20 protein-coding genes and 1 pseudogene are annotated in these 24,212 nt (G+C 65.6%); 17 read left to right on the top strand and 4 right to left on the bottom strand.

Translation table 11 applies throughout. From position 1 onward, the window contains the following. Position 1: 1 nt before the first annotated feature. Positions 2–502: an NUDIX hydrolase gene (locus tag AC50YA_RS08190; RefSeq protein ID WP_141141894.1), complete on the bottom strand. Its 501-nt coding sequence runs from the start codon at positions 500–502 to the stop codon at positions 2–4. A 207-nt stretch (positions 503–709) separates the two neighbouring features. On the opposite strand from AC50YA_RS08190, the gene AC50YA_RS08185 reads away from it, so the two are divergent. From AC50YA_RS08185 to AC50YA_RS08160, 6 genes are all read left to right on the top strand, one after another. Beyond that, entirely contained in the window at positions 710–2,218 is a 1,509-nt protein-coding gene (locus AC50YA_RS08185) for a CCA tRNA nucleotidyltransferase (RefSeq protein WP_494981799.1), read from the top strand. Further along, complete coding sequence (locus tag AC50YA_RS08180; protein WP_494981798.1) at positions 2,215–2,799, top strand: histidine phosphatase family protein; 585 nt, start codon at positions 2,215–2,217, stop codon at positions 2,797–2,799. The genes AC50YA_RS08185 and AC50YA_RS08180 overlap by 4 nt, the downstream gene beginning before the upstream one ends. Before the next feature lie 603 nt (positions 2,800–3,402). Further along, the gene (locus AC50YA_RS08175; protein ID WP_494981797.1) at positions 3,403–3,546 is read left to right on the top strand and encodes a hypothetical protein; all 144 of its coding nucleotides are present in this window, start codon (positions 3,403–3,405) and stop codon (positions 3,544–3,546) included. Between the two features lie 60 nt (positions 3,547–3,606). Beyond that, on the top strand, positions 3,607–5,073 hold the full coding sequence (locus AC50YA_RS08170) for a glycosyltransferase family 87 protein (RefSeq protein ID WP_494981796.1): 1,467 nt from the start codon (positions 3,607–3,609) through the stop codon (positions 5,071–5,073). Next, complete coding sequence (locus AC50YA_RS08165) at positions 5,066–6,505, top strand: phytoene desaturase family protein (protein ID WP_494981795.1); 1,440 nt, start codon at positions 5,066–5,068, stop codon at positions 6,503–6,505. Before AC50YA_RS08170 ends, AC50YA_RS08165 begins: the two co-directional genes overlap by 8 nt. Positions 6,506–6,640: 135 nt before the next feature. Next, positions 6,641–8,629, top strand: a complete 1,989-nt coding sequence (locus AC50YA_RS08160; protein ID WP_494981794.1) for a penicillin-binding transpeptidase domain-containing protein — start codon at positions 6,641–6,643, stop codon at positions 8,627–8,629. 12 nt (positions 8,630–8,641) lie between these two features. Here the strand turns inward: AC50YA_RS08160 and AC50YA_RS08155 are convergent, their stop codons facing one another. Beyond that, entirely contained in the window at positions 8,642–9,958 is a 1,317-nt protein-coding gene (locus AC50YA_RS08155) for a hypothetical protein (RefSeq protein WP_494981793.1), read from the bottom strand. 159 nt (positions 9,959–10,117) lie between these two features. On the opposite strand from AC50YA_RS08155, the gene AC50YA_RS08150 reads away from it, so the two are divergent. The 10 genes and pseudogenes from AC50YA_RS08150 to AC50YA_RS08105 all read left to right on the top strand — a co-directional run bounded on the left by AC50YA_RS08150 (position 10,118) and on the right by AC50YA_RS08105 (position 21,713). Continuing rightward, positions 10,118–11,800 carry an ABC-F family ATP-binding cassette domain-containing protein gene (locus tag AC50YA_RS08150; protein WP_494981792.1) on the top strand — a complete coding sequence of 561 codons (1,683 nt, stop codon included), beginning with the start codon at positions 10,118–10,120 and terminating at the stop codon, positions 11,798–11,800. Between the two features lie 155 nt (positions 11,801–11,955). Next, positions 11,956–12,729 (top strand): DeoR/GlpR family DNA-binding transcription regulator, encoded by a 774-nt coding sequence (locus AC50YA_RS08145; protein WP_494981791.1) that lies wholly within the window; start codon positions 11,956–11,958, stop codon positions 12,727–12,729. Then, positions 12,726–13,922, top strand: coding sequence for an MFS transporter (locus tag AC50YA_RS08140; protein ID WP_494981790.1), 1,197 nt, complete (start codon positions 12,726–12,728; stop codon positions 13,920–13,922). Before AC50YA_RS08145 ends, AC50YA_RS08140 begins: the two co-directional genes overlap by 4 nt. A 29-nt stretch (positions 13,923–13,951) precedes the next feature. Beyond that, complete coding sequence (locus AC50YA_RS08135) at positions 13,952–15,448, top strand: bifunctional phosphatase PAP2/diacylglycerol kinase family protein (protein ID WP_494981789.1); 1,497 nt, start codon at positions 13,952–13,954, stop codon at positions 15,446–15,448. Positions 15,449–15,628: 180 nt separating this feature from the next. Then, entirely contained in the window at positions 15,629–16,591 is a 963-nt protein-coding gene (locus AC50YA_RS08130) for an ABC transporter ATP-binding protein (RefSeq protein WP_494981788.1), read from the top strand. Between the two features lie 5 nt (positions 16,592–16,596). Further along, on the top strand, positions 16,597–17,493 hold the full coding sequence (locus AC50YA_RS08125) for an ABC transporter permease (RefSeq protein WP_494981787.1): 897 nt from the start codon (positions 16,597–16,599) through the stop codon (positions 17,491–17,493). Between the two features lie 20 nt (positions 17,494–17,513). Next, positions 17,514–18,863, top strand: coding sequence for a sensor histidine kinase (locus tag AC50YA_RS08120; protein ID WP_494981786.1), 1,350 nt, complete (start codon positions 17,514–17,516; stop codon positions 18,861–18,863). 49 nt (positions 18,864–18,912) lie between these two features. Beyond that, positions 18,913–19,548, top strand: a complete 636-nt coding sequence (locus AC50YA_RS08115; protein ID WP_494981843.1) for a response regulator — start codon at positions 18,913–18,915, stop codon at positions 19,546–19,548. 62 nt (positions 19,549–19,610) lie between these two features. Next, positions 19,611–20,398, top strand: a pseudogene (locus tag AC50YA_RS08110) (peptidase associated/transthyretin-like domain-containing protein). Positions 20,399–20,408: 10 nt separating this feature from the next. Then, on the top strand, positions 20,409–21,713 hold the full coding sequence (locus AC50YA_RS08105; RefSeq protein ID WP_494981785.1) for a M18 family aminopeptidase: 1,305 nt from the start codon (positions 20,409–20,411) through the stop codon (positions 21,711–21,713). An 18-nt stretch (positions 21,714–21,731) separates the two neighbouring features. On the opposite strand, the gene AC50YA_RS08100 is transcribed toward AC50YA_RS08105, so the two are convergent. After that, the gene (locus AC50YA_RS08100) at positions 21,732–22,397 is read right to left on the bottom strand and encodes a hypothetical protein (RefSeq protein WP_494981784.1); all 666 of its coding nucleotides are present in this window, start codon (positions 22,395–22,397) and stop codon (positions 21,732–21,734) included. Next, positions 22,384–22,686 (bottom strand): hypothetical protein, encoded by a 303-nt coding sequence (locus AC50YA_RS08095; protein ID WP_494981783.1) that lies wholly within the window; start codon positions 22,684–22,686, stop codon positions 22,384–22,386. The genes AC50YA_RS08100 and AC50YA_RS08095 overlap by 14 nt, the downstream gene beginning before the upstream one ends. A gap of 662 nt (positions 22,687–23,348) precedes the next feature. On the opposite strand from AC50YA_RS08095, the gene AC50YA_RS08090 reads away from it, so the two are divergent. After that, the gene (locus AC50YA_RS08090) at positions 23,349–24,212 is read left to right on the top strand and encodes a glycosyltransferase family 2 protein (RefSeq protein ID WP_494981782.1); all 864 of its coding nucleotides are present in this window, start codon (positions 23,349–23,351) and stop codon (positions 24,210–24,212) included.

Below are 24,212 nucleotides of genomic sequence, written 5' to 3'. Positions count from 1 at the left end.
CTTAGAGGTGTTCGGGCAGGACGTCCCGGGCCAGATCCGCGATGCGGCGCTCATTGGGGAACGAGAGCTTCCGTGCGAGTTCCTTGATGGGGACCCATGCGACGTCCACGGCTTCGTGGTCCGGATCGTTTTCGATCGTGAGTTCGCCGCCGGTGGCGCGCAGCAGGTAGTGGTGGACGGTCTTGTGGACGCGGTGCCCGCTGACAGTGAACCAGTAGTCGATGCTGCCCAGCGGGGCCAGGATATCGCCCTCGATGCCGGTTTCCTCGGCAATCTCGCGGACTGCGGCCTGCTCGTTGTCTTCCTTGCCTTCCGGATGGCCCTTAGGAAGGCACCACTCCAGCCGTCCGCCCCTGTTCAGGCGGGCAATAATCGCAACCCTTAGTTCGCCGTCGGACGTGTCCACCACAACGCCGCCGGCGGAAATTTCCTCCACCGTAGGGAGCGAGGCCGGGGCCGAGTGCAAGGCAGGCGCGACATGGGCACCAATTGCCGACGGCAACGGTGCGTTTGTCCTCCTGCCGGGAGCGCTCGGTACGGGATGGGCCATGGAGTCCACTCTAACGACTCTTGTCCGATCATGATGACCGGAACATGACATCAAGATGGACTGCGTATGACGCACTTTGAGGGGCCATAGGCGAATAGGCGCGATCTTGAGGAGATTTTGGCCTGCCAAGCCGCTTGTTTCTGACAAGCTTAAGTAACTATGGCGCACGCACATCACAAGATTGATTCCAACACCGTCGATTTCCAGGTGGACCCGGTGGTCCTGGAGCTCGGGCAGCGCTTTGTCGACGCCGGCCACGAGCTGTCCCTGGTGGGCGGTCCGGTACGGGATCTCTTCCTGGGCCGCACCTCGCCCGACCTGGACTTCACCACGAACGCCACCCCGGACCAGACTGTTGCCCTGATCAAGAAGTGGGCGGACAACTTCTGGGAGATCGGCCGCGCCTTCGGGACGATCGGCATGCGGAAGTCCGGCTTCCAGATCGAGATCACCACTTACCGGGCCGAGGCTTACGATCCGGAGTCCCGCAAGCCCGTGGTGGCCTTCGGCACCTCACTCACCGACGATCTCCTGCGCCGCGATTTCACTATTAACGCCATGGCCCTGCGGCTCCCGTCCCTTGAACTCATCGATCCGTTCGGCGGCGTCCGGGATCTCAACGCCGCCGTCCTGGCGACGCCCGCTTCACCCGAGGCCTCCTTCTCCGATGATCCCCTCCGCATGATGCGCGCCGCCCGGTTCGCGTCGCAGCTGGGTATTTCCGTGCATGACGACGTGCGGCTGGCCATGAGCCAGATGGCCGAGCGGATCGATATCATCTCGGCCGAACGCGTCCGTGATGAGCTGGTCAAACTCATCTGCGGTGCCCACCCCCGGGCCGGGGTGGACCTGCTGGTGGAAACCGGCCTCGCCGAGTTCGTGCTGCCTGAGGTGTCCGCCCTGCGGCTGGAATCTGACGAGCACCACCGCCACAAGGACGTCTACCAGCACTCCCTTCAGGTCCTGGAACAGGCCGCCGCCCTGGAAACGGATGCCGACGGCGCCGTGCCTGCCCCCGATTTTGTGCTGCGGTTCGCAGCGCTGATGCACGACGTCGGCAAGCCGGCTACGCGGCGCTTCGAACCGGGCGGCGCGGTCAGCTTCCGCCACCACGACATGGTGGGATCCAAACTCACGGCCAAGCGGATGAAGACCCTGCGGTTCGACAACGACACCATCAAGGCCGTCGCACGGCTGGTGGAGCTGCACATGCGTTTCTACGGCTACGGTGATGCCGGTTGGAGCGACTCGGCCGTCCGCCGCTACGTCACGGACGCCGGCCCTCTGCTGGACCGGCTGCACCGGCTGACCCGCTCGGACGTCACCACGCGCAACCAGCGGAAGGCTGAACGGCTCGCCTTCGCCTACGACGATCTGGAAGACCGGATCGCCGTATTGCGCGAGCAGGAGTCCCTGGACGCGGTCCGGCCCGATCTGGATGGTGCAAAAATCATGGCCATCCTGAACCTCAAACCTGGTCCCGTGGTGGGCCGTGCCTACAAGTTCCTGCTGGAGGAACGGATGGAACACGGACCGCTGCAACCGGACGACGCCGAAGCGAGGCTGCTCGCCTGGTGGGCGGAGCAGCCCGAGGCAGCACCCCCGGTTCCGGAAGCAGCAGAGCCGGCCGCCGACGTCGAACTTTCCCCGAACGAGGAGTCCAAATGACTGACCCGATGACCGCGCCCCGCCCCCAGCTCTGGATCCTGCGCCACGGCGAGACCGAGTGGTCCAAGAGCGGGCAATACACCGGGCTCACCGACCTGCCCCTGACCGTGGAAGGCGAGCAACAGGCCGTGGAGGCCCGGAAGGTGCTGGACCAGGTGGACTTCGATCTGGTCCTGACGTCCCCGCTGCGCCGCGCCCGGCGGACAGCCGAGCTGGCTGGTTACCCTGACGCGCAGCATGAGCCGCTGGCGGTCGAATGGAACTACGGCGACTACGAGGGCATCAGTTCGGACCTGATCCGCAAGGACAACCCGGAATACCTGATCTGGACGCATGGTGTGCCCAACGGCGAGACCCTGGACGAAGTGGCAGCCCGCGCCGACAAGATTGTGGCCCGCGTGCTGGAATCCGGGGTGGACAACGTGCTGATCGTGGCGCATGGGCACTTCTCCCGGATCCTCACTGCGCGCTGGCTGGAGCTGCCGCCTGCCGAGGGCCGTCATTTCATCCTAGGAACCGCGAAAGTCTGCACGCTCGGCTGGGATAAGCGGACCCCGGCCATTGTCCGCTGGGGACTCTAAAAGCGCCTTTATAAACTTTCTTGAAAAACTTTGCGAATTAAGTGGCGCATTGCTGCATTCATAGGGTAATTTTATTCCTGACCCCAGAGCGTCTTTGCCGGGGTCGCGGCGCGCGTTGCCAGGCAAGTCAGCCGAGGCAGCGGCATAACAGAAAAGGAGGTTGGGAAAAATGATTACTTTGACTAGCGGATGGAAGATGACCATCACCGCGAACCCGGCCTCTGCTGCTTTTGCGCGCCGTCTTAACGGAGCGCCTGTCTCCTAACCTTCCCGCAACTGATCCCGCCCGCGCGGTGGCGTCACTTGCAATGAGGTATATCCAGGCCCATCCTCCTCGGACGGCTCGCCTTAGGCGACGCCCGCTGGACGTCTCCTGTCGGCGTCCCTTCCCGGCTGGTCCGCGCGGCGACGCAGCATCCCCATAGTTCGGAACTCAGCTTCTTTGTTGGGGTCTGCACAGCCGCTGGAATACGGGTCCGTCTTCGCATTTGCGATCTATTCATAACCACAGGGCATTTCCCTGCCTAATTATGCCGTTATTGCTCTGGTATTAAATGGCCTTATTTGTCATGCCCAATTTTACGCCGAAAGGAGGTGACCACCATGATCAAGAGAATCAAGAAAGCATTGTTTTCCCTGCGGCGGCCTGTCCGGGATGACCGCCGGGAATTCAACGGGCAGCTCCTGGACCGGCGGCGCGAAGACGTTTTCGTCCTGTTGCACCAGCAGATGGGCGGTATGAACTGAGGCGAGAGCCGGACATGAAGTCCACGGTCCGGCAGCGCACGTCCGGGTAAGCTCTCAGACATGCAGGAGACGAAGCCACCGGCGCACCCACGGCGCGCCCGCTTGGTTGTTCCGAGTCGCAGCGACCTGCTGCTAAAGAATTTCACGGAACTGATCGGCGGCCCGATGGGTGCCCGGTCGGCGCCCGGCCTCATCTCCCCCGGCGTTTTTACGGTGGAACGTGTCCTGATCATCCTGACCGTAGTGGCGGCGTTGGCCGGCATCGCGATCAAGGGTTACTGCCGGGCCAACGGCTGGTCGAGCCCCGGCCAGTTCTATTCAACGTGTTATTCCGACTTCCCGGAATTTTTCCGCAACCGCGGCCTGGGAGACGCCACGTTCCCGATCCTGAGCCCGGGATCTCTTTTTGAAGACCCCGTCCTGATGGGATTCATTGCCGGCGTGACTGCCTGGCTGGTCCCGGGCGAGGGTGCCAGTGACGCGCGGATCCTCGGCTACTTCGACGTTAATGCCACGCTGGTTGCAGCCGTATGGATTGTCACAGTGCTGGCTACGGCCCGGATGTCACAGCGGCGCCCCTGGGATGCGGCAATGGTGGCGCTGGCACCCGGCATCGTGCTGGCCGGAACCATCAACTGGGACATGTGGGCCGTGGCCTTGTTGGCGCTGGGCATGCTGTGTTTTTCGCGTGAAAGGCTGGTCCTGGCCGGCACACTGATCGGGCTCGCCGCGGCGACCAAGCCTTACGCCGCCCTGGTTCTCGGAGCCATCCTCCTGCTGGCCCTGCGTACCGGGCGGATCCGCGCGTTCCTGGTCACGGCCGGCGCCAGCGCGGCGGCCTGGCTGGCCATCAACGTACCTGTTGCGCTCTCCAACCCGTCCGGCTGGGGCTACTTCTTCAGGTTCACCGAGACGAGGGAAGCCGGCTACGGGTCATTATGGTTCGCCTACAACCTGGTGGCCCGGCGGCTGCGCTGGCCGGTGCTCGATCCCACAGCCATCAACTGGCTGGCGCTGGCCGTGTTCCTGCTGGCCTGCGCCATGATTGCCGCGGTGGCGCTCACAGCAGCACGCGGGCCGCGGCTGGCCCAGTTGGCGTTCCTCATCGTGGGTGCCTTCATCCTCACCACTAAGGTCTATTCGCCACAGCATGTCCTGTGGCTCATCCCGCTTGTGGCGCTGGCCCGGCCGCGGTGGCGGGATTTTCTCATTTGGCAGGGCGTTGAAGGCCTGCACTGGGCAGCCGTCTGGATGTACCTGGGCCAGGTGACCAGCCAGGGCCCGACGCAGCACAATATTGATATGCCATACTATGTCCTGGCGGTAGCCGCACATATGCTTGCAACGGCATATTTGATGTTCCGCGTTGTGTGGGACATCTATGATCCGGACTACGATCCCGTCCGCCGTCATCACCTGGATGATCCGCAGGGAGGGCCGTTCAACGGACTGCCGGACTGGTTGCGGTTCAGCCCCCGCCATCCCTCATTCGCGGTGCTCCCCTGGCGGGTGAGACACCATGCCTGACGCCGCCGTCGTCGGGTCCGGACCCAACGGGCTGGCCGCAGCGGCTGTGATGGCCCGCGCCGGCCTCTCCGTCGAAGTCCACGAGGCGGCAGACACCATCGGAGGCGGCACGCGCACCGCGGAACTGATGCAGCCGGGGCATATTCATGACATCTGCTCCGCCGTGCACCCCATGGCGCTGGCGTCCCCTTTCTTCCGTGACTTCGAACTGGCACGCCGGATAGACTTGGTGGTTCCGGAACTTTCATTCGGATCACCCCTTGACGGCGGACGGGCGGCCCTCGCCTACCACAGCCTCGAACGGGCGGTCCAGGGCCTGGGCAGGGACGGCGACGCCTACCGCAGGCTTCTTGAACCGCTCGTGAGCCGCATTGACGGCGTGATGGACCTGACGCAGCACCAGCTGCTCAGGATCCCCCGGGATCCCCTGGCGGCGGCGCTCTTCGGGCTGCGGACACTGGAGCAGGGATCGCGGCTGTGGAACACGCGGTTCAACGGTGACCTTGCGCCTGCACTGCTCAGCGGCGTGGCCGCCCATGCGGTCTCGCAGCTGCCCTCGCTGGCCTCCGCCGGTGCCGGGCTTATGCTCACCGCACTGGCCCACGCCCAAGGCTGGCCGATTCCGCTGGGCGGATCGGCCTCTATCGCGGCTGCACTGGAAGCCGACATCCGTGCCCACGGCGGCGTGATCCACACGGGGGCGCCGATTGAGAGTCTCCACGAACTCCGCGGCGCGCGTGCCACTCTGCTGGACGTGGCCCCCCGGGGTTTACTGAACATCGCCGGCGACAGGCTCCCGGCCCGGTACCGGCAAGCCATGGAGGCGTTCCGCTATGGAAATGGTTCCTGCAAGGTGGACTTCATCCTGTCCGGTCCCGTTCCGTGGGCAGCAAAGGAACTGGGGGACGCCGGAACTGTCCACGTTGGCGGAACACGGGCGGAGCTGGCCCGTGCCGAGAACGAAGTCTCCGCGGGGAAACACCCGGAGCGCCCGTACGTACTGGTGGCCCAGCCATCGCGTTTCGACGCGGGCCGGGCGCCGGCCGGGCGGCAGATCCTCTGGGCGTACTGCCATGTGCCCGCCGGATCAACCCGCGACATGGGCGAGGCCGTGACCGCGCAGCTGGAGCGCTTCGCGCCCGGGTTCCGAGATGTGGTGGTGCAGAGACACGTGACCACGGCGGCGGCGCTTGCCAGCTACAACCGGAACTACGTGGGCGGGGACTTCAGCGCCGGCATTATGGACGTGCGCGGACTGATCCAGCGCCCGGTGGTCTCCCGCGTTCCGTGGCGGACGCCCGTGCCCGGCGTGTATCTCTGCTCCTCCTCCACGCCGCCGGGCCCCGGCGTGACGGGGATGCCCGGGTACTTCGCCGCGAAACATGCCTTGAAAGACATATTCGGTCTTGAGGTCCCTGCCCTCGGCCTCTAATCCGGCGCGAACGGACACTTGAACCCCTGGCGGCGGGCCCCAAGTGTCCCTTCGCGCAAATGGGTGGCGCGTCAAGTGTCCGTTCGCACGGATCGGTGACAGCAGGCACGGTCCAAACCGGGGCATAATAGCGCGGTGGGGAACTCAAGAAAACTGTCACTTGCCATAGCTGGACTCATTCTCGGCGCCTCCCTGGTTGCCTGCGACGACGGCAGAGGGGGTGCTGAAAGCGCGGCCAAGCAGTTTGCGTCCGCGCTTTCCACGCTCGACGTCGGCTCGGTCGCCTTTGACGGCAAAGACTCCGGGGTGGCCAAACAACAGGTCCAGGACGTCTTCAAGGCCCTGGAGCCGGACAAGCCCACCGTGGCGGCCGGCGAGCTCACGCTGGACGGCGACACTGCAACGGTTCCGTTGAACTACATCTGGAAAATCGGCACCGGTGAGTGGAAATATACGGTCTCCGCAGAGTTCACGAAATCCGAGGACAAATGGCTGGCCGTCTGGAACCCGGCAACCCTGGTTCCGGGGCTCGCCGATAACGAAATCCTCAGCAAGGGCACCCAGTCGCCGCAGCGTGCCGACATTTTGGGTGCCGGTGACGCGAAGCTTGTCACGTACCGTCCTGTGGTCAACGTGGGGATCGACAGACTGCTCCTGGGATCCGCGGATGCCGCCGCGTCGGCCACTAAACTGGCCGAACTGGTGGGTGTGGATCCCGCCGCCTACGCCCAGCAGGTTGCCGCCTCCGGCGCCGAGGCGTTTGTCCGGGCGATCACCCTCCGTGACGAGGGCCGCACCATCACGGACGCGCAGATCACGGCCATCCCCGGTGCCCGCGCCATCCCCGAAGCCCAGCCGCTGGCACCCAGCCGCACGTTTGCAAGGGCAGTCCTGGGCACCGTCGGCGAGGCCACGGCAGAACAGATCGAGGCGTCCGACGGCGTCCTGACCGCCGGAGACGTGACCGGCATTGGCGGGCTCCAGCAGCAGTACGACCCACAGCTCCGCGGCACCGACGCCGTGGTGATCCGTGCGCAGCGGGCCGACCTCACCCGCGAACAGATCCAGGCCGCGGGAACAGACCCCCGCAAGGTGGTGTTCGAGATGGCCCCAACCCCCGGCACTCCCCTGAAAACCACTCTGGATCCAAACCTCCAGTCACTCGCAGAGAGCACGCTTGCCGGTGTGGGCCCGGCGTCGGCCATAGTGGCGCTCCGCCCCTCCACGGGTGCGGTGCTCGCGGCGGCCTCCGGCCCGGGAAGCAACGGCTACAACACCGCAATGCTGGGCCAGTACGCGCCCGGGTCAACCTTCAAGATCATCGACTCTCTCGCCATGCTCCGCAACGGACTGACGCCCGATTCGAAGGTGGAATGCACCCCCACTCTTACCGTGGACGGCCGCACGTTCAAGAACGCGGAAGGCTACCCGGAAACCTCACTGGGGTCGGTGGCACTCCGCGACGCCTTTGCCCACTCGTGCAACACGGCCTTCATCGCTGCGCGCGACACAGTCACGCAGGCCCAGCTTGAGGCTGCCGCCGTCGCCATGGGCGTAGCCGTGGAGGCCCCCGCGCTGGGCGCCGCGGCGTTCCTCGGGTCCGTTCCGGGCGAGGCTGCCGGCACCGAACATGCCGCCTCGATGATCGGCCAGGGCAAGGTACTCCTGTCCCCGCTGGCGGCGGCCATCATGGCCGGCTCCGTGGGCAAGGGATCCCCCGTCTCACCGCAGCTGGTCCTGAACCCCGACGTCGGCGCAGCCGCGGCAGACACCTCAGGCGCGGCGACGGCGGACGCGGGTTCGCCGTCGTCGACCGTTACGCCCGAGGCGCCGTCCAAGGCGTCCGGCCAGCCGATCACTGTCGCCGAGGCCGCGGCGCTGTCCGACATGATGCGGGCCGTGGTCACGTCCGGCCACGCCGGCTTCCTGGCGACCGTTCCGGGCGCGCCGGTGGGCGCCAAGACCGGCACGGCGGAGTTCGGCAAGGAGACCCCGCCCAAGACCCACGCGTGGATTGTGGCTGTCCACGGTGACCTGGCAGTGGCCGTTTTCGTCGAGGACGGCGGCCTCGGAGCCACCACGTCCGGGCCGCTGCTCAAGCAGTTCCTGGCCGCCGCCGGCTAAGGACGGCCAGCGCTAGATGGCGATCCGGTAGATATGGTGCGTGTATTCGAACGGGAAGTCGTCCGCAAAGGTACCTCCGGACACTTTCAGTGCCCTGCCTTCATTTACCACCTCCACGCTTGTTCCCGTAATCCGGCCGGGGAGGGCGAAGGTCCGCGTGCCGGGCTCGGTACCCAGACCGATTTCTGCGAAGACATAGGCCGACCCCGCCCTAGCCTTGAGCATGGTGTCCACCCCAGGGCCGAAGTTCCAGGCATAGGACTGTGTGTTGATCACGGGAGCCAGTGACGTGATCTTGGCATTGGCCGCCCGGATCTGCCCCTTCCGCCCCTCGCTGCAGTCCACCAGCGAGTATCCGCCATTGACCCCGTCATTGTTGTGCTGGAAAAACATGATGCCCCGGGCCTCGTGGATGATTGCCGACCAGCACGCGCCTTCTATCTCTTCCGGACTGATGGTGCGGGCGCCGGTGTCGTTGAGGGACGGCATTGCCGTCTCCACGAACATCCAGTTGGGTTTGACGCCGGGCGGCGCCTGGTAGGACCGCATTCTGTCCATCAGCCAGCCGTAAGTGGCTGACCGCATCGTGGGCGTTTCCGCCGGCCAATGCGGAGACTGCTTGACGGCGGCTCCGGTATCGGGGGAGGTGTAGGCGTAGTTGTCCACGCTGGCCCCATCGACTACGGACATAAAATCGTCCATGGTTCCCTGGGCCCACCATGTGCCCAGCACGCCTTTGGAATAGTTGGCGTTGATGAATCTCCCGTCCTGCCTGGAGCGGAGAGCCGAGACCTGTTGCTGCATGTTGGCGAGGCTTGCGTTGGTGTCTGCCCCGCCGCACCCCAGCCCCATGTCGCATTCGTCAAAGGCAAAGAGACCCACAACGTTGGGATCGTCCCCAATCTCGGCCGCGGAGAACTCATCCTGGACGATGCAGAACATCCCTTTGGAGGTGGCAACGCTCAGTGGATCGTTGTGCTCAACCGCCTGGAAGGTGTTGATGCCCATGGATTTCAGTTGCTCCGCGTGGGCAGGGCGGCCGAAGAAAACCGCCAGTGGGAAGAATGACGGATCGGTCCAGCCGGCGCCCGCCGCCTTGGGGAAGGCCCGCCAGTAGTCGGGGCCGCCCTCCCACCCGACGCGGGGCAGGTCCAGCAGGTCTGCTTGCTCGGACAGCGGCCCGGTTGAAGTGCCGGCAGTGGGTCCGCCACCCTGGCCGTAGGCGCTGGCGAGCACTCCTGCCGTTCCCGCAGCCACTGCGGCCGCACCGAATCCTACGAAGAGGCTCCTCCGGCCAACAGTACTGTCGAGAAAATTGGCGCGTTCCATATGCATTCCTTCCGGTCCGCGATCTCTCAATGATGGGCCGGAGGCAGGGAACGGGTCTATAGGGGTTTTCACAGACCGGGCAGAAACGGCCGCATCCAGCCAAAGTGCTTCACAGCTGGACAAAAACTCTTGTGGGGCGGGCGTGGGAAGATTGTTGGCGTGGCCCACATAGACATTTCCGGTATTGACTACTTCCTCTCCGATGGCACCCAACTGCTCAACGGCGTGACTTTTAAGGTCCCGGACGGCACCAAAACAGCCCTGATCGGCCCCAACGGCACCGGCAAAACCACCCTCTTCCGCATCATTTCCGGTGACCTCGTTCCGGACGAAGGCGTGATCGGCCGCTCCGGAAACATGGGCATCATGCGCCAGTTCGTGGGCCAGGTCCGGGATGATTCCACCGTCCGCGACCTTCTGGTTTCCGCCGCCCCGCCGGCCCTGGCAGCCGCGGCCAAGGAAGTGGACGTGGCTGAGCTCGCGATGGTGGAGCACGACGACGAGCCCTCCCAGATGCGGTACGCCCAGGCGATCGTGGACTGGGGAGACGCAGGAGGCTACGACGTCGAAACCGTCTGGGACGAGGTCTGCATGGCCGCCCTCGGACTGCCCTTCGACCGCGCGCAGCACCGCCCGGCGTCGAGCCTGTCCGGCGGCGAGCAGAAGCGCCTGGTGCTGGAAGCCCTGTTCGCGGGTCCAGACGAACTCCTGCTTCTGGACGAACCGGACAACTATCTCGATGTGCCCGGCAAGCGCTGGCTTGAGGACAAGCTCAACGGGTCCAAAAAGACTGTTTTCTTCATCAGCCACGACCGCGAGCTGCTCAACAATGCCGCCGGACGCATCGTGACTCTCGAACCGGGCATCAACGGCGCAGGTGCCTGGGTGCACGGCGGCGGCTTTGGCTCCTACGTCGACGCCCGCGCCGACCGGAACGCCCGCTTCGAAGAGCTCCGCAAGCGCTGGGACGAGGAGCACATAAAGCTCAAGGAACTCGTCAACATGTACAAAAACAAGGCGGCATTCCGCTCGGACATGGCCAACCGCTACCAGGCCGCCCAGACGCGCCTGGCCAAGTTCCTCGAGGCCGGCCCGCCCGAAGCGCTGCCGATCGAGCAGAACGTGCGCATGCGCCTGAAGGGCGGCCGGACCGCCAAGCGCGCCGTCGTGGCTGAAAAACTGGAACTGACCGGGCTGATGAAGCCGTTCTCCACCGAGGTGTGGTTCGGTGACCGTGTGGGTGTGCTCGGCTCCAACGGCTCCGGCAAGAGCCACTTCCTGCGGCTGCTCGCCACGGGTGGGACGGACCCGGAACGCGAGCACCTCCCCGTGTCCGACGTCGATATCGCCGAAGTGCCGCACGAAGGCACCGTGAAACTCGGCGCCCGCATCCGGCCCGGCTTCTTCGCCCAGACCCACTTCCGGCCCGACCTCCTGGGCAAGACCCTGTTGGAGATCCTGCACCGCGGCGACGAGCACCGGTCCGGCCTGGGACGCGAGGCCGCCGCCGGCGCTTTGGACGGCTACGGACTGGCATCGCAGTCGGAGCAGAAGTACGAGTCCCTCTCCGGTGGCCAGCAGGCGCGGTTCCAGATCCTGCTGCTGCAGCTCTCCGGCGCCACGCTCCTGCTGCTGGATGAGCCCACGGACAACCTGGACCTCCATTCGGCCGAGGCACTGGAAAAGGCCATCGACCACTTCGAGGGGACCGTCCTGGCAGTCACGCACGACCGCTGGTTCGCCCGCACCTTCGACCGCTTCCTGGTGTTCGGTTCCGACGGCAGGGTGTACGAATCTCCCGAGCCCGTGTGGGACGAAAAACGGGTTGAGCGCGCCCGCTAACGCTCTCTCAGTTCCTGCAGGCTTTCGGCAAACGCTCTCTCACCCGGTGAGAGAGCGTTTGCTTTTTTTGTGCAGAAAGTGAGAGAGCGTTTTGTACAGGAAGCGAGAGAGGGCCAGGTTGCGATCATATGATCAAGAATTGCTATCATATGAGCATGAAGACTGACGAGCGGCACCGCCTGATCGGGGAGCTGCTGCGCCGCAAAACCGAGGTCTCGGTGGAGGAGCTGACCCAGGCGTGCGACGCATCGGGCGCCACCATCCGCCGCGACCTTGAGATGCTCGCATCGCATGGCGTGCTGCGCCGGGTCCACGGCGGTGCCAGGAGCCTCATCGCCGGCGGCGAAAACCCCGGCTACGGCCAGCGCGAACTCGAAGACCAGGCTGTGAAGGTCAGGATTGCCGCCGCCGTGGCCGGCCTGCTGGGAGAACGCGAACACGTGTGGCTGGACAGCGGCACCACAGCCACGGAAATTGCCCGCGTCCTCCGCGGGCGCGAACTGACGCTGATGCCCATGTCCATGCGCTCCCTGATAACGGTCACGGACGACGACCCGCACGCCGGCCAGCGTCCTGCGCTGCTGCTCCCCGGCGGAAGCCTGGTCCCCGGCGAGCTGTCGTTCCGCGGCCCGCTCGCGGAGGCCAACATCCGGTCCCTGCGCTTCGACACGGCGGTGGTCACGCCCTGCGCCTTGAACCTCAAGGACGGCCTCCTGGCCCATGATTTGGACGATGCCGCAGTGAAGCGGGCTGGAATCGACTCGGCGGGACGGGTGATTGTTGCCTGCGCCGGTGCCAAATGGAATGCCACCGCGGTGGCCCTGGTTGCCCCCTTGGACGCGGTGAACGTGATTGTCACGGACAAAGACCTGAGTGCGGACGAACTCGCACACCTTAACAAGCTCTCGGTGGAAGTAGTCAAAGCATGAGCATCAACACCAGCATGACGGCCGGACCGTCCCTCAGGTCAGCCGCCGCCGCCACTTTTGTGGTCTTCGGAATCAACGGGTTTGTTTTTGCCAGCTGGGCCGCCAGGATCCCCGCCGTCACCGAGACGCTGCACCTGACCTCCGGCCAGATGGGCACGCTTCTGCTGTGCATAGCCGTCGGCTCACTGCTGGCCCTTCCGACGGCGGGACTGGTGGTGGGGAAGATCGGCACCGCCAACGCGGTGCGCGTTGGCGGCCTGCTGTCCGCTCTGGCCGGGGTGGGCATTGCCCTGTCCCTGTCGGCGGAATCGGTTCCGGGCACTGCCATTGCGCTGTTCTTCTTCGGCATCGGCGTCGGGCTGTGGGACGTGTCCCAGAACATTGAGGGGGCCGACGTCGAGCACAAGCTGCGGCGCACCATCATGCCCCAGTTCCATGCTGCCTTCAGCGGCGGTGCCTTTGTGGGGGCCCTGATCGGTGCGGGCCTGTCAACGATCGGCGTCGGGCTGCCATTGCACTTGCTGGTCATCGCCGGCGTGGTGGTGGTAGTCGCCCTCGTGGCGCCCCGCTACTTCCTCCCGCACATAGCTCATGCCCTCCCGGCCGAGGGTGAACCGACGGCGGCGAAGGGGCCATCGGCGTGGCGGGACAGCCGCACCCTGCTGATAGGCGTTGTGGTGCTGGGCGCAACACTCACCGAAGGCGCCGGAAACGACTGGATCGCCAAGGCCACCGTGGACGGCCTGGGCAGTTCGGAATCCACCGGGGCCCTGATGTTCGCCTTGTTTGTCCTGGCGATGACGGCGATGCGGCTCTTGGGCGGCCGCGTGATCGACACGTACGGACGTGTTGTAGTGCTCCGGGCAAGCATGGTCGCGGCCACGGCAGGTTTGTGCCTGTTTGTGCTCGCCGGGAACATCTGGCTGGCCGGGGTTGGTGCTGCGCTGTGGGGCGTGGGCGCTGCGCTGGCCTTCCCCATGGGGATGTCCGCGGCCGCCGACGATCCGAAGCATGCAGCCGCGAGGGTTTCGGTTGTATCCACTTTGGGGTATGTTTCCTTCCTCGCCGGCCCGCCGTTGCTGGGCTACCTGGGCGACCTCACGGGAATCCACCTGGCGCTCCTCGCGATCCTCGCCCCGATCCTGGTGGCCTTGCTCCTCGCCGGAGCCGCGAGGCCCCTGTCCTCCAAGTAGGGAGGGACCATCGGTTATAGGGTGGTGAGATGTACAGAGCGTGGCGCAAAGGACCGGGGTGGATCAGCCGAGTTGACCGGCACCTTGTCCGCGGCGTGTCGTCGTTCCCGGGAGGAAACCACGATGCGTTCTTCCGCGGCCTCTCCGCGTCCGCCACTCACGGCAAACTGTGGATGGTGGCAGCCGCGATCATGGCCGCGTTTGCCGGCAAGCCCCGCCGGGCCGCCCTGCACGGGCTGATCGCCCAAGCGGTGGCTTCGGCTGTGACTAACGTGGTGTTCAAGACCCTGTTGCCGCGGGCACGGCCGCTCCCTGAGCATCTGCCGGTTTTCCGGTTCGTCCATCCGCAGCCCACCAGTTCGTCCATGCCATCGGGGCATTCGGCCTCGGCCATCGCCTTCGCGCTCGGCGCCGGGATGGTTAAGCCGGTTGTCGGTGCGGCACTTGCGCCGGCGGCACTGGGGGTGGCCTACTCACGTGTCCACACTGGGGCCCACTGGCCATCGGATGTGTTCTTCGGTTCGGCGATCGGTGCAGGGGCAGCGCTGGTGACCCGCAAGTGGTGGCCCGTCCGCCCACCGTTTCCCGAAGTGTCCCGCACCGCAACCCACGCCCCGGAACTGCCGGGCGGTGCAGGTCTCAGCATCGTGGTGAACACCCTGGGCGGCTCATTCACCGAACAAACGGGAGACGCACTCCAGGAAGTATTCCCGAAAGCGCATATAAAAACGGTCGAGCTGGGAGAGAGCCTGGAGGAGGCCATCCAGGCCACCGCTTCCCGCCCGGACACCCGTGCCCTTGGCGTGTGGGGCGGCGACGGAACTGTTGGCACGGCGGCCGCGGCCGCCGTCGAACATTCCCTTCCCCTGCTGGTGCTCCCGGGCGGAACACTCAACCACTTCGCGCGGGACACGGGGACTGCCACCCTGAAGGACGCTGTGGCCGCCGCGGCCGCCGGTGATGCCGCGCGTGCCGACGTCGGCGTTGTGACCGTGGAGCGCGGGCTGGCGGGCAACCCGGAAACAGCTGACCTGGTCATGCTGAACACGGCCAGCATCGGCATGTACCCCAACCTGGTCCGGCGCAGGGAGCAGCTGCAGCCGGCCCTCGGCAAACCGCTGGCCGGCGTGGTGGCAATGTTCCGGACCTTCGCCGCGGGAACACCCACCACCCTGACAGTGGACGGTGTCCGGCACAAACTCTGGATCGCGTACATCGGACGCGGCCGCTACTACCCCCGGGACCATGCGCCCTTGTCGCGGCCGGTGCTGGACGATGGCGTCCTCGATGTCCGGATGATCACCGCCGACGAATCCTTTGCCCGGCTCCGGCTCCTGTGGTCGGTGCTGACCGGCACGGTGGCGACGTCCCGGATCACCCACCTGCGGGCGGCCACGGAGGTCCGCATTGAGTCGGAGGTCTCCCCCATGGCACTGGCGGTCGACGGTGAGGCTTTGGCGGGCGTGCGCAGCGTCCGGATCCGGGTGGAACCGCGTGCCCTGACGTACTACTCGTCCCGCTCCTAAGCCGACTGCGTCCCGGAGGGGACCCCTCATCATCCGTGCGGACTACCCTGATTCGACCCTGAATCATCCCTGAGACCGGCGAAATCCGGCCGTGCCGTCGGTAGCGTGGAACGTACACACGAAAACTTCCCCGCATCCCGCATCCCGCAGCCACGGGCTGCTGTTCTAAGGAACATTTCCATGATTGAGGCAACAGGCCTGACCAAGGTCTACGGCAGCAAAACGGCGGTTGACGGCGTCAGCTTCACCGTCAAGGCAGGGCAGGTAACGGGCTTCCTGGGCCCGAACGGTGCCGGCAAATCCACCACCATGCGCATGATCATGGGACTGGACCGGCCGACGTCGGGCACGGTCACCGTCAACGGCCTGCACTACGCCGATCACAAGGCCCCCCTGCACGAGGTGGGTGCGCTGCTGGACGCTAAGGCGGTCCACACCAGCCGCAGCGCCTACAACCATCTGCGGGCCATGGCGGCGACGCACAACATCCCCACGTCCCGGGTGCACGAAGTCATCGAGATGACCGGCCTGGAGGCCGTGGCACGGAAGAAGGCAGGCGGCTTCTCGCTGGGCATGGGGCAGCGCCTGGGCATTGCCGCCGCGCTCCTTGGCGATCCGCAGACCCTGATCCTGGATGAGCCGGTCAACGGCCTCGATCCGGAGGGTGTGCTGTGGGTCCGCAACCTGGTCCGCTACCTCGCCGGCCAGGGGAAGACAATCTTCCTGTCCTCACACCTCATGAGTGAAATGGCCCAGACCGCAGACCACCTGATCGTGATCGGCCGCGGCAGGATCATTGCCGACGCCCCCGTGCAGGACATCATTGCGGGCACCCGTCAGGTCAAGACCCTGGTCCGCACGTCCGCGGCCACCCAGCTGTCGGCCCTGCTGTCCGGGGATGGCGTGACGGTGGACCAGGGCCAGCCCGAAACCCTGGAGGTGACCGGCCTGGACGCACGGCAGATCGCCCAGGTGGCAATGGACAACCGCGTCCTCGTCTACGAACTCACCCCGCAGCAATCGTCTCTGGAAGACGCCTACTTCGATCTCACCAAGGACGAAGTGGAATACCACTCCCACCTGACCGGTGGACCCGCCGGCGAGTTCGCCCCGGAAAACGCCCCGGCAACGGCAGGAAAGTAAGGACGATGACCACCATGACTGATACCCAAACTTCCCGGGTCCGTTCCACCGCTGGTACCAAGGGGGTGACCTTCGCCGGTGTGCTGCGGTCCGAATGGATCAAGCTGTTCTCCCTGATGTCCACCCGCATCCTGCTGCTCCTGACCCTTGTGGCGATTGTTGGCGTCGGGGCCCTTGCCGTCCTGATCCGGTTCTCCTTCCTGGACTCCCTGGCCCAGCAGGCGCGGGACCAGGGCCAGACCATGACACCGGAAATGATGGCGCAGTCCGTCCCGCCGGGTTCGGGCTTTGACCTGTACAACCTGCCCAATGCCGGCCTGCAGATCGGCATCCTGGTGCTGGGCTCGCTGGCTGTCCTGTTCATCTCTTCCGAATACGCCACGGGAATGATCCGTTCCACCATGAACGCCGTCCCGCGTCGGACGCCCGCCTTTGTGGCCAAGGCGATCCTGCTCGCCGTGATCTCCTACGTCATCACCACCATCGCCGCCGCGGCCACGTTCCTCATTGCCATGCCGGTCTTCCAGGGACTGGGCTTTGACCTGGGCTGGTCCACGGACGGCGTGCTGTACAGCGTCTTCACGGGCGGCCTCTACGTTGCCGGTGTGGCCTTGATCGGCCTGTCGCTCGGCGCACTGCTGCGCAACTCCGCCGGCGGCATCACCGTGCTGGTGGGCCTGTTCTTCGTGGTGTCCATCGCGGCGAGTTTTATGACCTTCATCCCCGGTGACTTCTGGAAGTACGTGCCGCAGTACCTCCCCAGCGACGCCGGCGGACGGTTCCTGTCCATTGGCCACACCGACGGCATCATCGATCCTTGGCAAGGCGGCCTGATTTTCCTGGGCTACGTTCTGCTGTTCCTGGTTCCGGCCATGATTGTGCTCAAGAAACGCGACGTCTAGGCGGACACTAGGCTCAGAGCATGAATGAAGCGGCTCTCGTCAGGGACGCGCCGGCCAGCCAGGCCGACGCGTCCTTTGCCGAAATCACGGCCAAGCGCCGCGGCCTGCTCCGGCGGTACCTCTACCAGCGTCCCCGGGTGATGGACGGTGTGGTGGCGTTCAGCTATGCGCTGCTGGTGGCGCCGACCGTGGTGGACGCGATCATGTCCGGCGCCTGGCTGGCGGCGGCGCTCCTCTTCGCGGTCGCTGGCGCCCTGTTCTTCCGGCGCTCCCACCCCGTGGCGCTGGCAGCCTTCGTCGCGGTCATGGAAGTGGCCATCACGCTGCTTCACCCGTGGGGCTCCAACGTTTCGGCGGGGCTGTGGTTCGCGCTCTACGCCGTGGCCGTGGTGCACACGCGCCGGTTCGCGCTGGTGGCCATGGCCGCCGCCACGGCACCGCTGGCCCTGCTGTACCTGCTGGCCGCCGTTGGTCCCATGGAGAATTCCTTCGTCCACGATGCCGGCGGCAATCCCGGGGACTTCCACCTCCTGACCAGCATCGCCACCGGCGCCACCATCGCCCTGTCCAACGTCATCGCCACCGGGATCGGCATCTCGGTGCGGCAACGGCGGGAGCATGAGCAGGAGATCTCCGCCTGGGCGGCGCGGACGGCCAGCCTTGCGTCCGTCAACGAACGCAACCGGATCGCCCGCGAAATGCACGACGTCGTGGCGCACTCGCTGACGGTGATGGTCAGCCTCTCCGACGGCGCCGCCGTTGTGGTCCGGAAAAGTCCCGACCGCGCCGGCGAGGTGCTTGGTGAACTGTCGCGGACCGGCCGGACCGCGCTGGCTGACATGCGGCGTGTCCTGGGCGTACTTCGGGACGACGCCGGCGGGACGGCGCCACGGCAGCCCCTCGCTTCCGGCGACAGCCTGGCGAAGCTCCTGGAGGGTTTCCGGACCGCGGGCCTGCCGCTGCACTACTCGCACACCGGCCCGGCGCTGCCCGACGACGCGGCCTTCCAGCTGACGGTTTACCGGATAGTTCAGGAGTCACTGACCAATGTGCTCCGCCACGGCCGGTCGCTGGGACGGGTGGATGTGGGCATCGTCCGGGCTGGCTCCACGGTCACCATTGAAGTGCTCGACGACGGCGCGGGAGCCCCGGGTCCGGGCACCTCCGACGGCGGCGGGCCGGGTTCAGGCGGGCCCGGCTCCGGCCAGGGGCTGGCGGGCATGGCCGAACGGGCGCGCATCTACGCAGGCACCGTGGTGGCCGGGCGGCGTGGCCGCGGCTGGCGGGTGTATGCCGTCCTGAGCTGGCCGGCCGACGAGCCCGCGGAACCTCACAACCATCCACCACAACTGCAAGGCACACGTGACTGAGACCCAACCGATAACCGTCCTGCTGGTGGATGACCAGCCGCTCCTCAGGATGGGCTTCCGCCTCATCCTCGAAGGCGAGGAAGAGCTGCATATTGTGGGCGAGGCCTCCGATGGTGCCGAGGCGGTGCGGCTGGTCCGCGACCTCAACCCCGACGTGGTGCTGATGGACGTCCGGATGCCCGTTCTGGACGGCATCGAGGCAACCCGCGCCATCACGGCCTCCGGATCCTGCGCCCGGGTCATTATCCTCACCACTTTTGACGTGGACGAATACGCGTTCGCCGGGCTCCAGGCAGGAGCGTCCGCGTTCCTGCTCAAGGACGTGGCGCCGTCGGATCTGGTCAGCGCCGTCCGGGTGGTGGCCAGCGGGGATGCCGTAGTGGCCCCGCGTGTCACGCGACGGCTGCTGGAGACGTATGTCCGCGGTGCTGCCATGCCAACCCCCTCCGCCGCACCGCGGGATCCCCTGCTCGAAGACCTCACCCCGCGCGAAACGGAAATGCTGGAAGCCATGGCGGAGGGCCTCTCCAACGCCGAAATCGCGCACCGGTATTTCCTGTCCGAAGCCACGGTGAAGACCCACGTCCGCCGGATCCTGACCAAGCTCCACCTGCGCGACCGGGTCCAGGCAGTGGTTTACGCCTACGAGACCGGCCTGGTGGTCCCGAGCAATCCTGACTACTGACGCACAGGTTCCGCACAGGAAGGGCCTATGCAGGGGATAGGCGGGGCGCGCTGGATGGAGCCATGAGCAACCACCCTCCCCACCCCAACCACGACCGCGGCCTTGAGTTTGATCTGTCCACCATGGTCAGCCGCCGTTCACTCGGAATGTTTTTCGGCGCCGGCGGTGCGGCAGCGGCGCTGGCAGCCTGCACCCCCGGCGGGTCAGGCACCACAACCGGCACGTCGACGTCGACCGCCACGGAGAGTGCCTCAGCCACCGCAAGCGCCGCCACCACGACGGCGACTCCCACCGCCAGCCCCACGCTCACCCGGGCGATCGCGGAGTGCGGCGTGGAGATCCCCCAGGAAACAGGAGGTCCTTACCCCGGTGACGGCTCCAACGGCCCCAACGTCCTGACAGCATCCGGGGTGGTGCGGCAGGACATCACCGCAAGCTTCGGAACCGGAAGCGCCACAGCCGAGGGTGTGCCGCTGACGTTCACCGTGACCCTGCTGGACAACGCCAACGGCTGCGTGCCCCTGGCCGGCGCGGCCGTTTCACCTTCACCTCAATCTTCCCGGGCGCCTACATGGGCCGTTGGCCGCATATCCACTTTGAGGTGTTCGAGTCCATGAGCAACGCCACGGCCGCCGGACAGGTGCTGGCGGTATCGCAGATCGCACTGACCAAGGCCTCCTGCGACGACGTCTACGCCACTCCCGGCTACGAGGCCAGTGTCCGCAGCATGGCCCGCACAACCCTGCAGTTGGACAACGTCTTCGGGGACGACGGCGGCATCTACCAGCTCGCCACCATGACAGGATCGGCGTCCACGGGCTACACGGCCGGGCTCAACGTGACCATCTAGACTCGGGACCATGCCTTCACCTTCCACTGCCGCAGACCACATCCAGGACCTTGGCGCGTACGTCAGCGCCTCGCCGTCGAGCTTCCACGCTGTGCACGAGGCCGCCCGGCGGCTGGACGCTGCCGGCTTCACGGGCCTGGACGAGCGCGAGCCCTGGGCTGGCGGGGCTGGTTCGTTCTACCTGGTCCGCGACGGCGCGCTGATCGCCTGGGTGGTCCCGGAAGGCGCCGGACCCACCACCGGGTTCAACATCCTGGGTGCGCACACGGACTCCCCGTCGTTCAAGCTCAAGCCCAAGCCCACCATCGGCGCCCACGGCTGGCTGCAGGCCGGCGTGGAGGTTTACGGCGGGCCGCTGCTGAACTCCTGGCTGGACCGGGAGCTGCAGCTGGCCGGGCGGCTGGTCATGCTGGACGGCACCGAGCACCTCACGGCCACCGGGCCCATGTTCCGTTTCCCGCAGCTGGCCATCCACCTTGACCGTGCGGTGAACGACGCCCTGACCCTGGACAAGCAGCGGCACATGAACCCTGTGTGGGGCCTGGGCGATCCCGCCGACGTGGACCTCCTCGCCGTACTCGCTTCCCGCGTCCCTGGCGGTGCTTCCGTGGATCCGGCCAAGATCGGAGGGTACGACGTCGTTATTGCAGACACGCAGGCACCCGCGGTTTTCGGGGCCAACGGTGAGTTTTTCGCCTCCGGGCGTCTGGACAACCTTTCCGCGACGCACGCCGGGCTGGCGGCGCTGATCGCGCACGGTTCTTCTTCCGTCGCCGGTGCGCCGATCGCCGTCCTCGCGGCGTTCGACCACGAGGAAATCGGTTCCAACTCCCGTTCCGGTGCGTGCGGGCCCATCCTCGAAGACGTGCTCGTGCGGATCTCCGACGGCCTGGGCGCAACAGTCAGTCAGCGGCGGCAGGCCCTGGCGGGGTCGTTCTGTGTTTCCGCCGACGCCGGCCATGCTGTCCACCCCAACTATGCGGAGCGGCACGATCCCGCGAACCACCCGATGCTGAACGGCGGGCCACTGCTGAAGATCAACGCCAGCCAGCGCTACGCCACGGATGCCAACGGTGCGGCCTTCTGGGCCCGGCTCTGCGCTGGCGCAGGCGTGCCTTACCAGGAATTCGTGTCAAACAACGTGATGCCCTGCGGCTCCACCATCGGGCCGCTGACCGCCACCCGCCTGGGAATCCGCACCGTGGACGTGGGCGTGCCCCTGCTGTCCATGCACTCCGCGCGCGAACTCTGCGGCGTGGCGGACCCATACAGGCTGGCCACGGTAACGGAGCAGTTCTTCCGGACAGCGGCATAGGGCTGCCCTTCAGACTGGTCAGCTGGCGGGTTTTAGCGCGGTCCGCCATGCGGCGACAGCTTTGGTGGTGCTGAAGGTCCAGGTGGCGGTGCCGCTGGCGCCGGCGGTGGCCTGGATTCGGTCAGCCTGTTCCGCTATCTGGGTAGCCAGCATAATCTGTGGGCGTGAAACGCAGTCGCCGGTCGTGGAAATGGTCGACATCGAGAAGGACCCGGTGCCGGGTTTGAATACCAGCAGTCGCAGTTGGGCCAGGGTCGGGTCGGAGGAGCTGTCGTTGAGGCCGGTCTTCACCGCGGCGTACACGCGGCCAAAGGCGTCGGCCTGCAAAGTTTTAAGGTTGATGTGGTCATCGGCCTGACCCTTGCCCTTGATTGCCGGCTGGACGTTCCACGATGAGGACGAAGTCGGGTTGGTGCCGTCCGTGCGGGTGGCCCAGTGCACGGTGCCGGTCAGCTGGTCGCTCCACATCACGCCGATCTTGTTTTTGAAGGCCACAACCGCTGATATGTCATCGGGTGCGGCATTTGGATTGGACACTGGAATGACGAACGGGGTCGCCCAGCTCGTGCCACCCGGGGCGGAGTTGTTGACGTAGACGGTGTTGGCGAATCCTGTGGAAGAGCTGCCGGCGACCTGGGTCCACGTGGCCCAGATTGCCCCCGTGGAGTCCTTATCGATGGTCATCGACTCGCTGCTGTTGTTGGTGATGGTCGTCGGGAAACCACTGTCCAGCTGTACGTGCCGTCGGAGTAGCTGTAGCGGTAGAGCTTGGCCGGCTGACCGGGAACCGATGGATTGGTGCGCCTTCGCCCGTGATCGTGACGACGTGGGAGGCAATGTAAAGATGCTCGCCGTCCCACAGGGTGTCGGCCAGGGTGCTGCTGCGGTTGTCATTGCGCAGCCCGGTGTCTACCCATGTCTCCGTGGTGCGGTCCAGCCGGTAGATGTGCCAGCCGCTTCCCGTCTTCCACATGTCCGCCCACCAGGAGCCTTCGTTCCACCACAGCTTGCTCTGCGGCTTGTCCGACGTCGGGGGATTGCTGACACCCGAATAGCTGATGCTCGGTATGCCATAACTAGCGACTGCCGACGCGCCGTTGGAATTACCGAGCAGAGTCCCGCGACAAGGGTGGCCACGACGAGCGCCCGGCTAAGCCGGCGGATGGAACTTTTTGTCTTCATCGCCGATTTCCTGGGCTTTTGAAAACGCACACCTGAGGTCCGGATATGCGTCGACCCAGAAACGACGGCAGAATCCCAGTTATGCGACAGGGTAGACCGGAGACGGGAGACCATGCAACCAATTCCGTGCAATAACCCTTATCCCTATTTCTTGGGTTGTGTGATATCCCCTATCCCTATTTCCCGGGCGGTGAGATAACCCCTATCCCTAAGCATTGGACGGCACGGGAACCCCGCTACTTACGTAGGGGCGGGTGGAAATGGCCTGCAAAGCGAGTACCGGCTACTCGTGACACGACTTGGGCCGGACCATAGGCTCTACGACACGGGCAGAGTCTAAGGCTAAGAGAGCTGGGGCCAAAGACCAGACCATGACCGGGTAAGCGCTAGTGCCGCGCTCGTCCTCCTATGAGTTGAGCGCGACGTTGTCTGAACGTCCGTATCTGTCATGAAGTGGTGAGGCATTTGTCTATTTCCACCCAGCTCCCAATTACTTTTTCTGAGCCGGCTGTCCTAACGCCGAGGGCCTCGGTGAGTGTGGTTATCCCAACCCTAAATGAAGCAATGAATCTTCCCTGGGTCCTTCGCCGCATGCCCTCGTACGTGGACGAGGTTGTCATCGTAGATGGGCGCTCCCATGATCACACCGTCGACGTTGCTCGGGCACTCCGCCTCGACGTCGTCGTAGTGGACGAGCAGCGCAAGGGAAAAGGTGTTGCTGTCCGGGCGGGGTTCGCCGCGGCTTCGGGAGACATCATCGTCATGCTGGACGCCGACGGAAGCATGGACCCCCAGGAAATAGGCTGGTTCGTTTCCCCGCTTCAGCATGACTACGACTTCGTCAAAGGCTCGCGTTACGTCACCGGGGGTGGGTCCGAGGACCTGACCTGGTTGCGCAGCGCCGGCAACCGGGTGCTGACAGGTTTGGCCAACACGGTGTTGCACAGCGACTACTCCGATCTTTGCTATGGATACATCGCGTTCCGCAGGGAGTGCCTGGAGGTTCTGGAGCTGGAATCGAACGGCTTTGAAATCGAAACCGAGCTGATTGTCAGGGCGGCGAGGGCAGGCCTCCGCATCGCCGAGGTACCCAGCATTGAGCTTGACCGCATCTCCGGCGCATCGCATCTGCAGACGTTCCGTGACGGATGGCGGGTCCTGCGCACCCTCGCGCGGGAATGCACCATCTGGGAGGCACCCACCGCCGGAGCCCGTCCCGAGGCCCTCCGGCGCGTGAAGTATGCGTATGCCAACGTCAGGTTCCCGCGGACACCTACGGATCCCCAGAGCCTCCTGGCGTTGGTGGAAAGGCATTAG

The organism is Pseudarthrobacter sp. RHLT3-21 (assembly GCF_059383495.1).
This window is presented reverse-complemented; position numbering and strand designations above follow the sequence as displayed.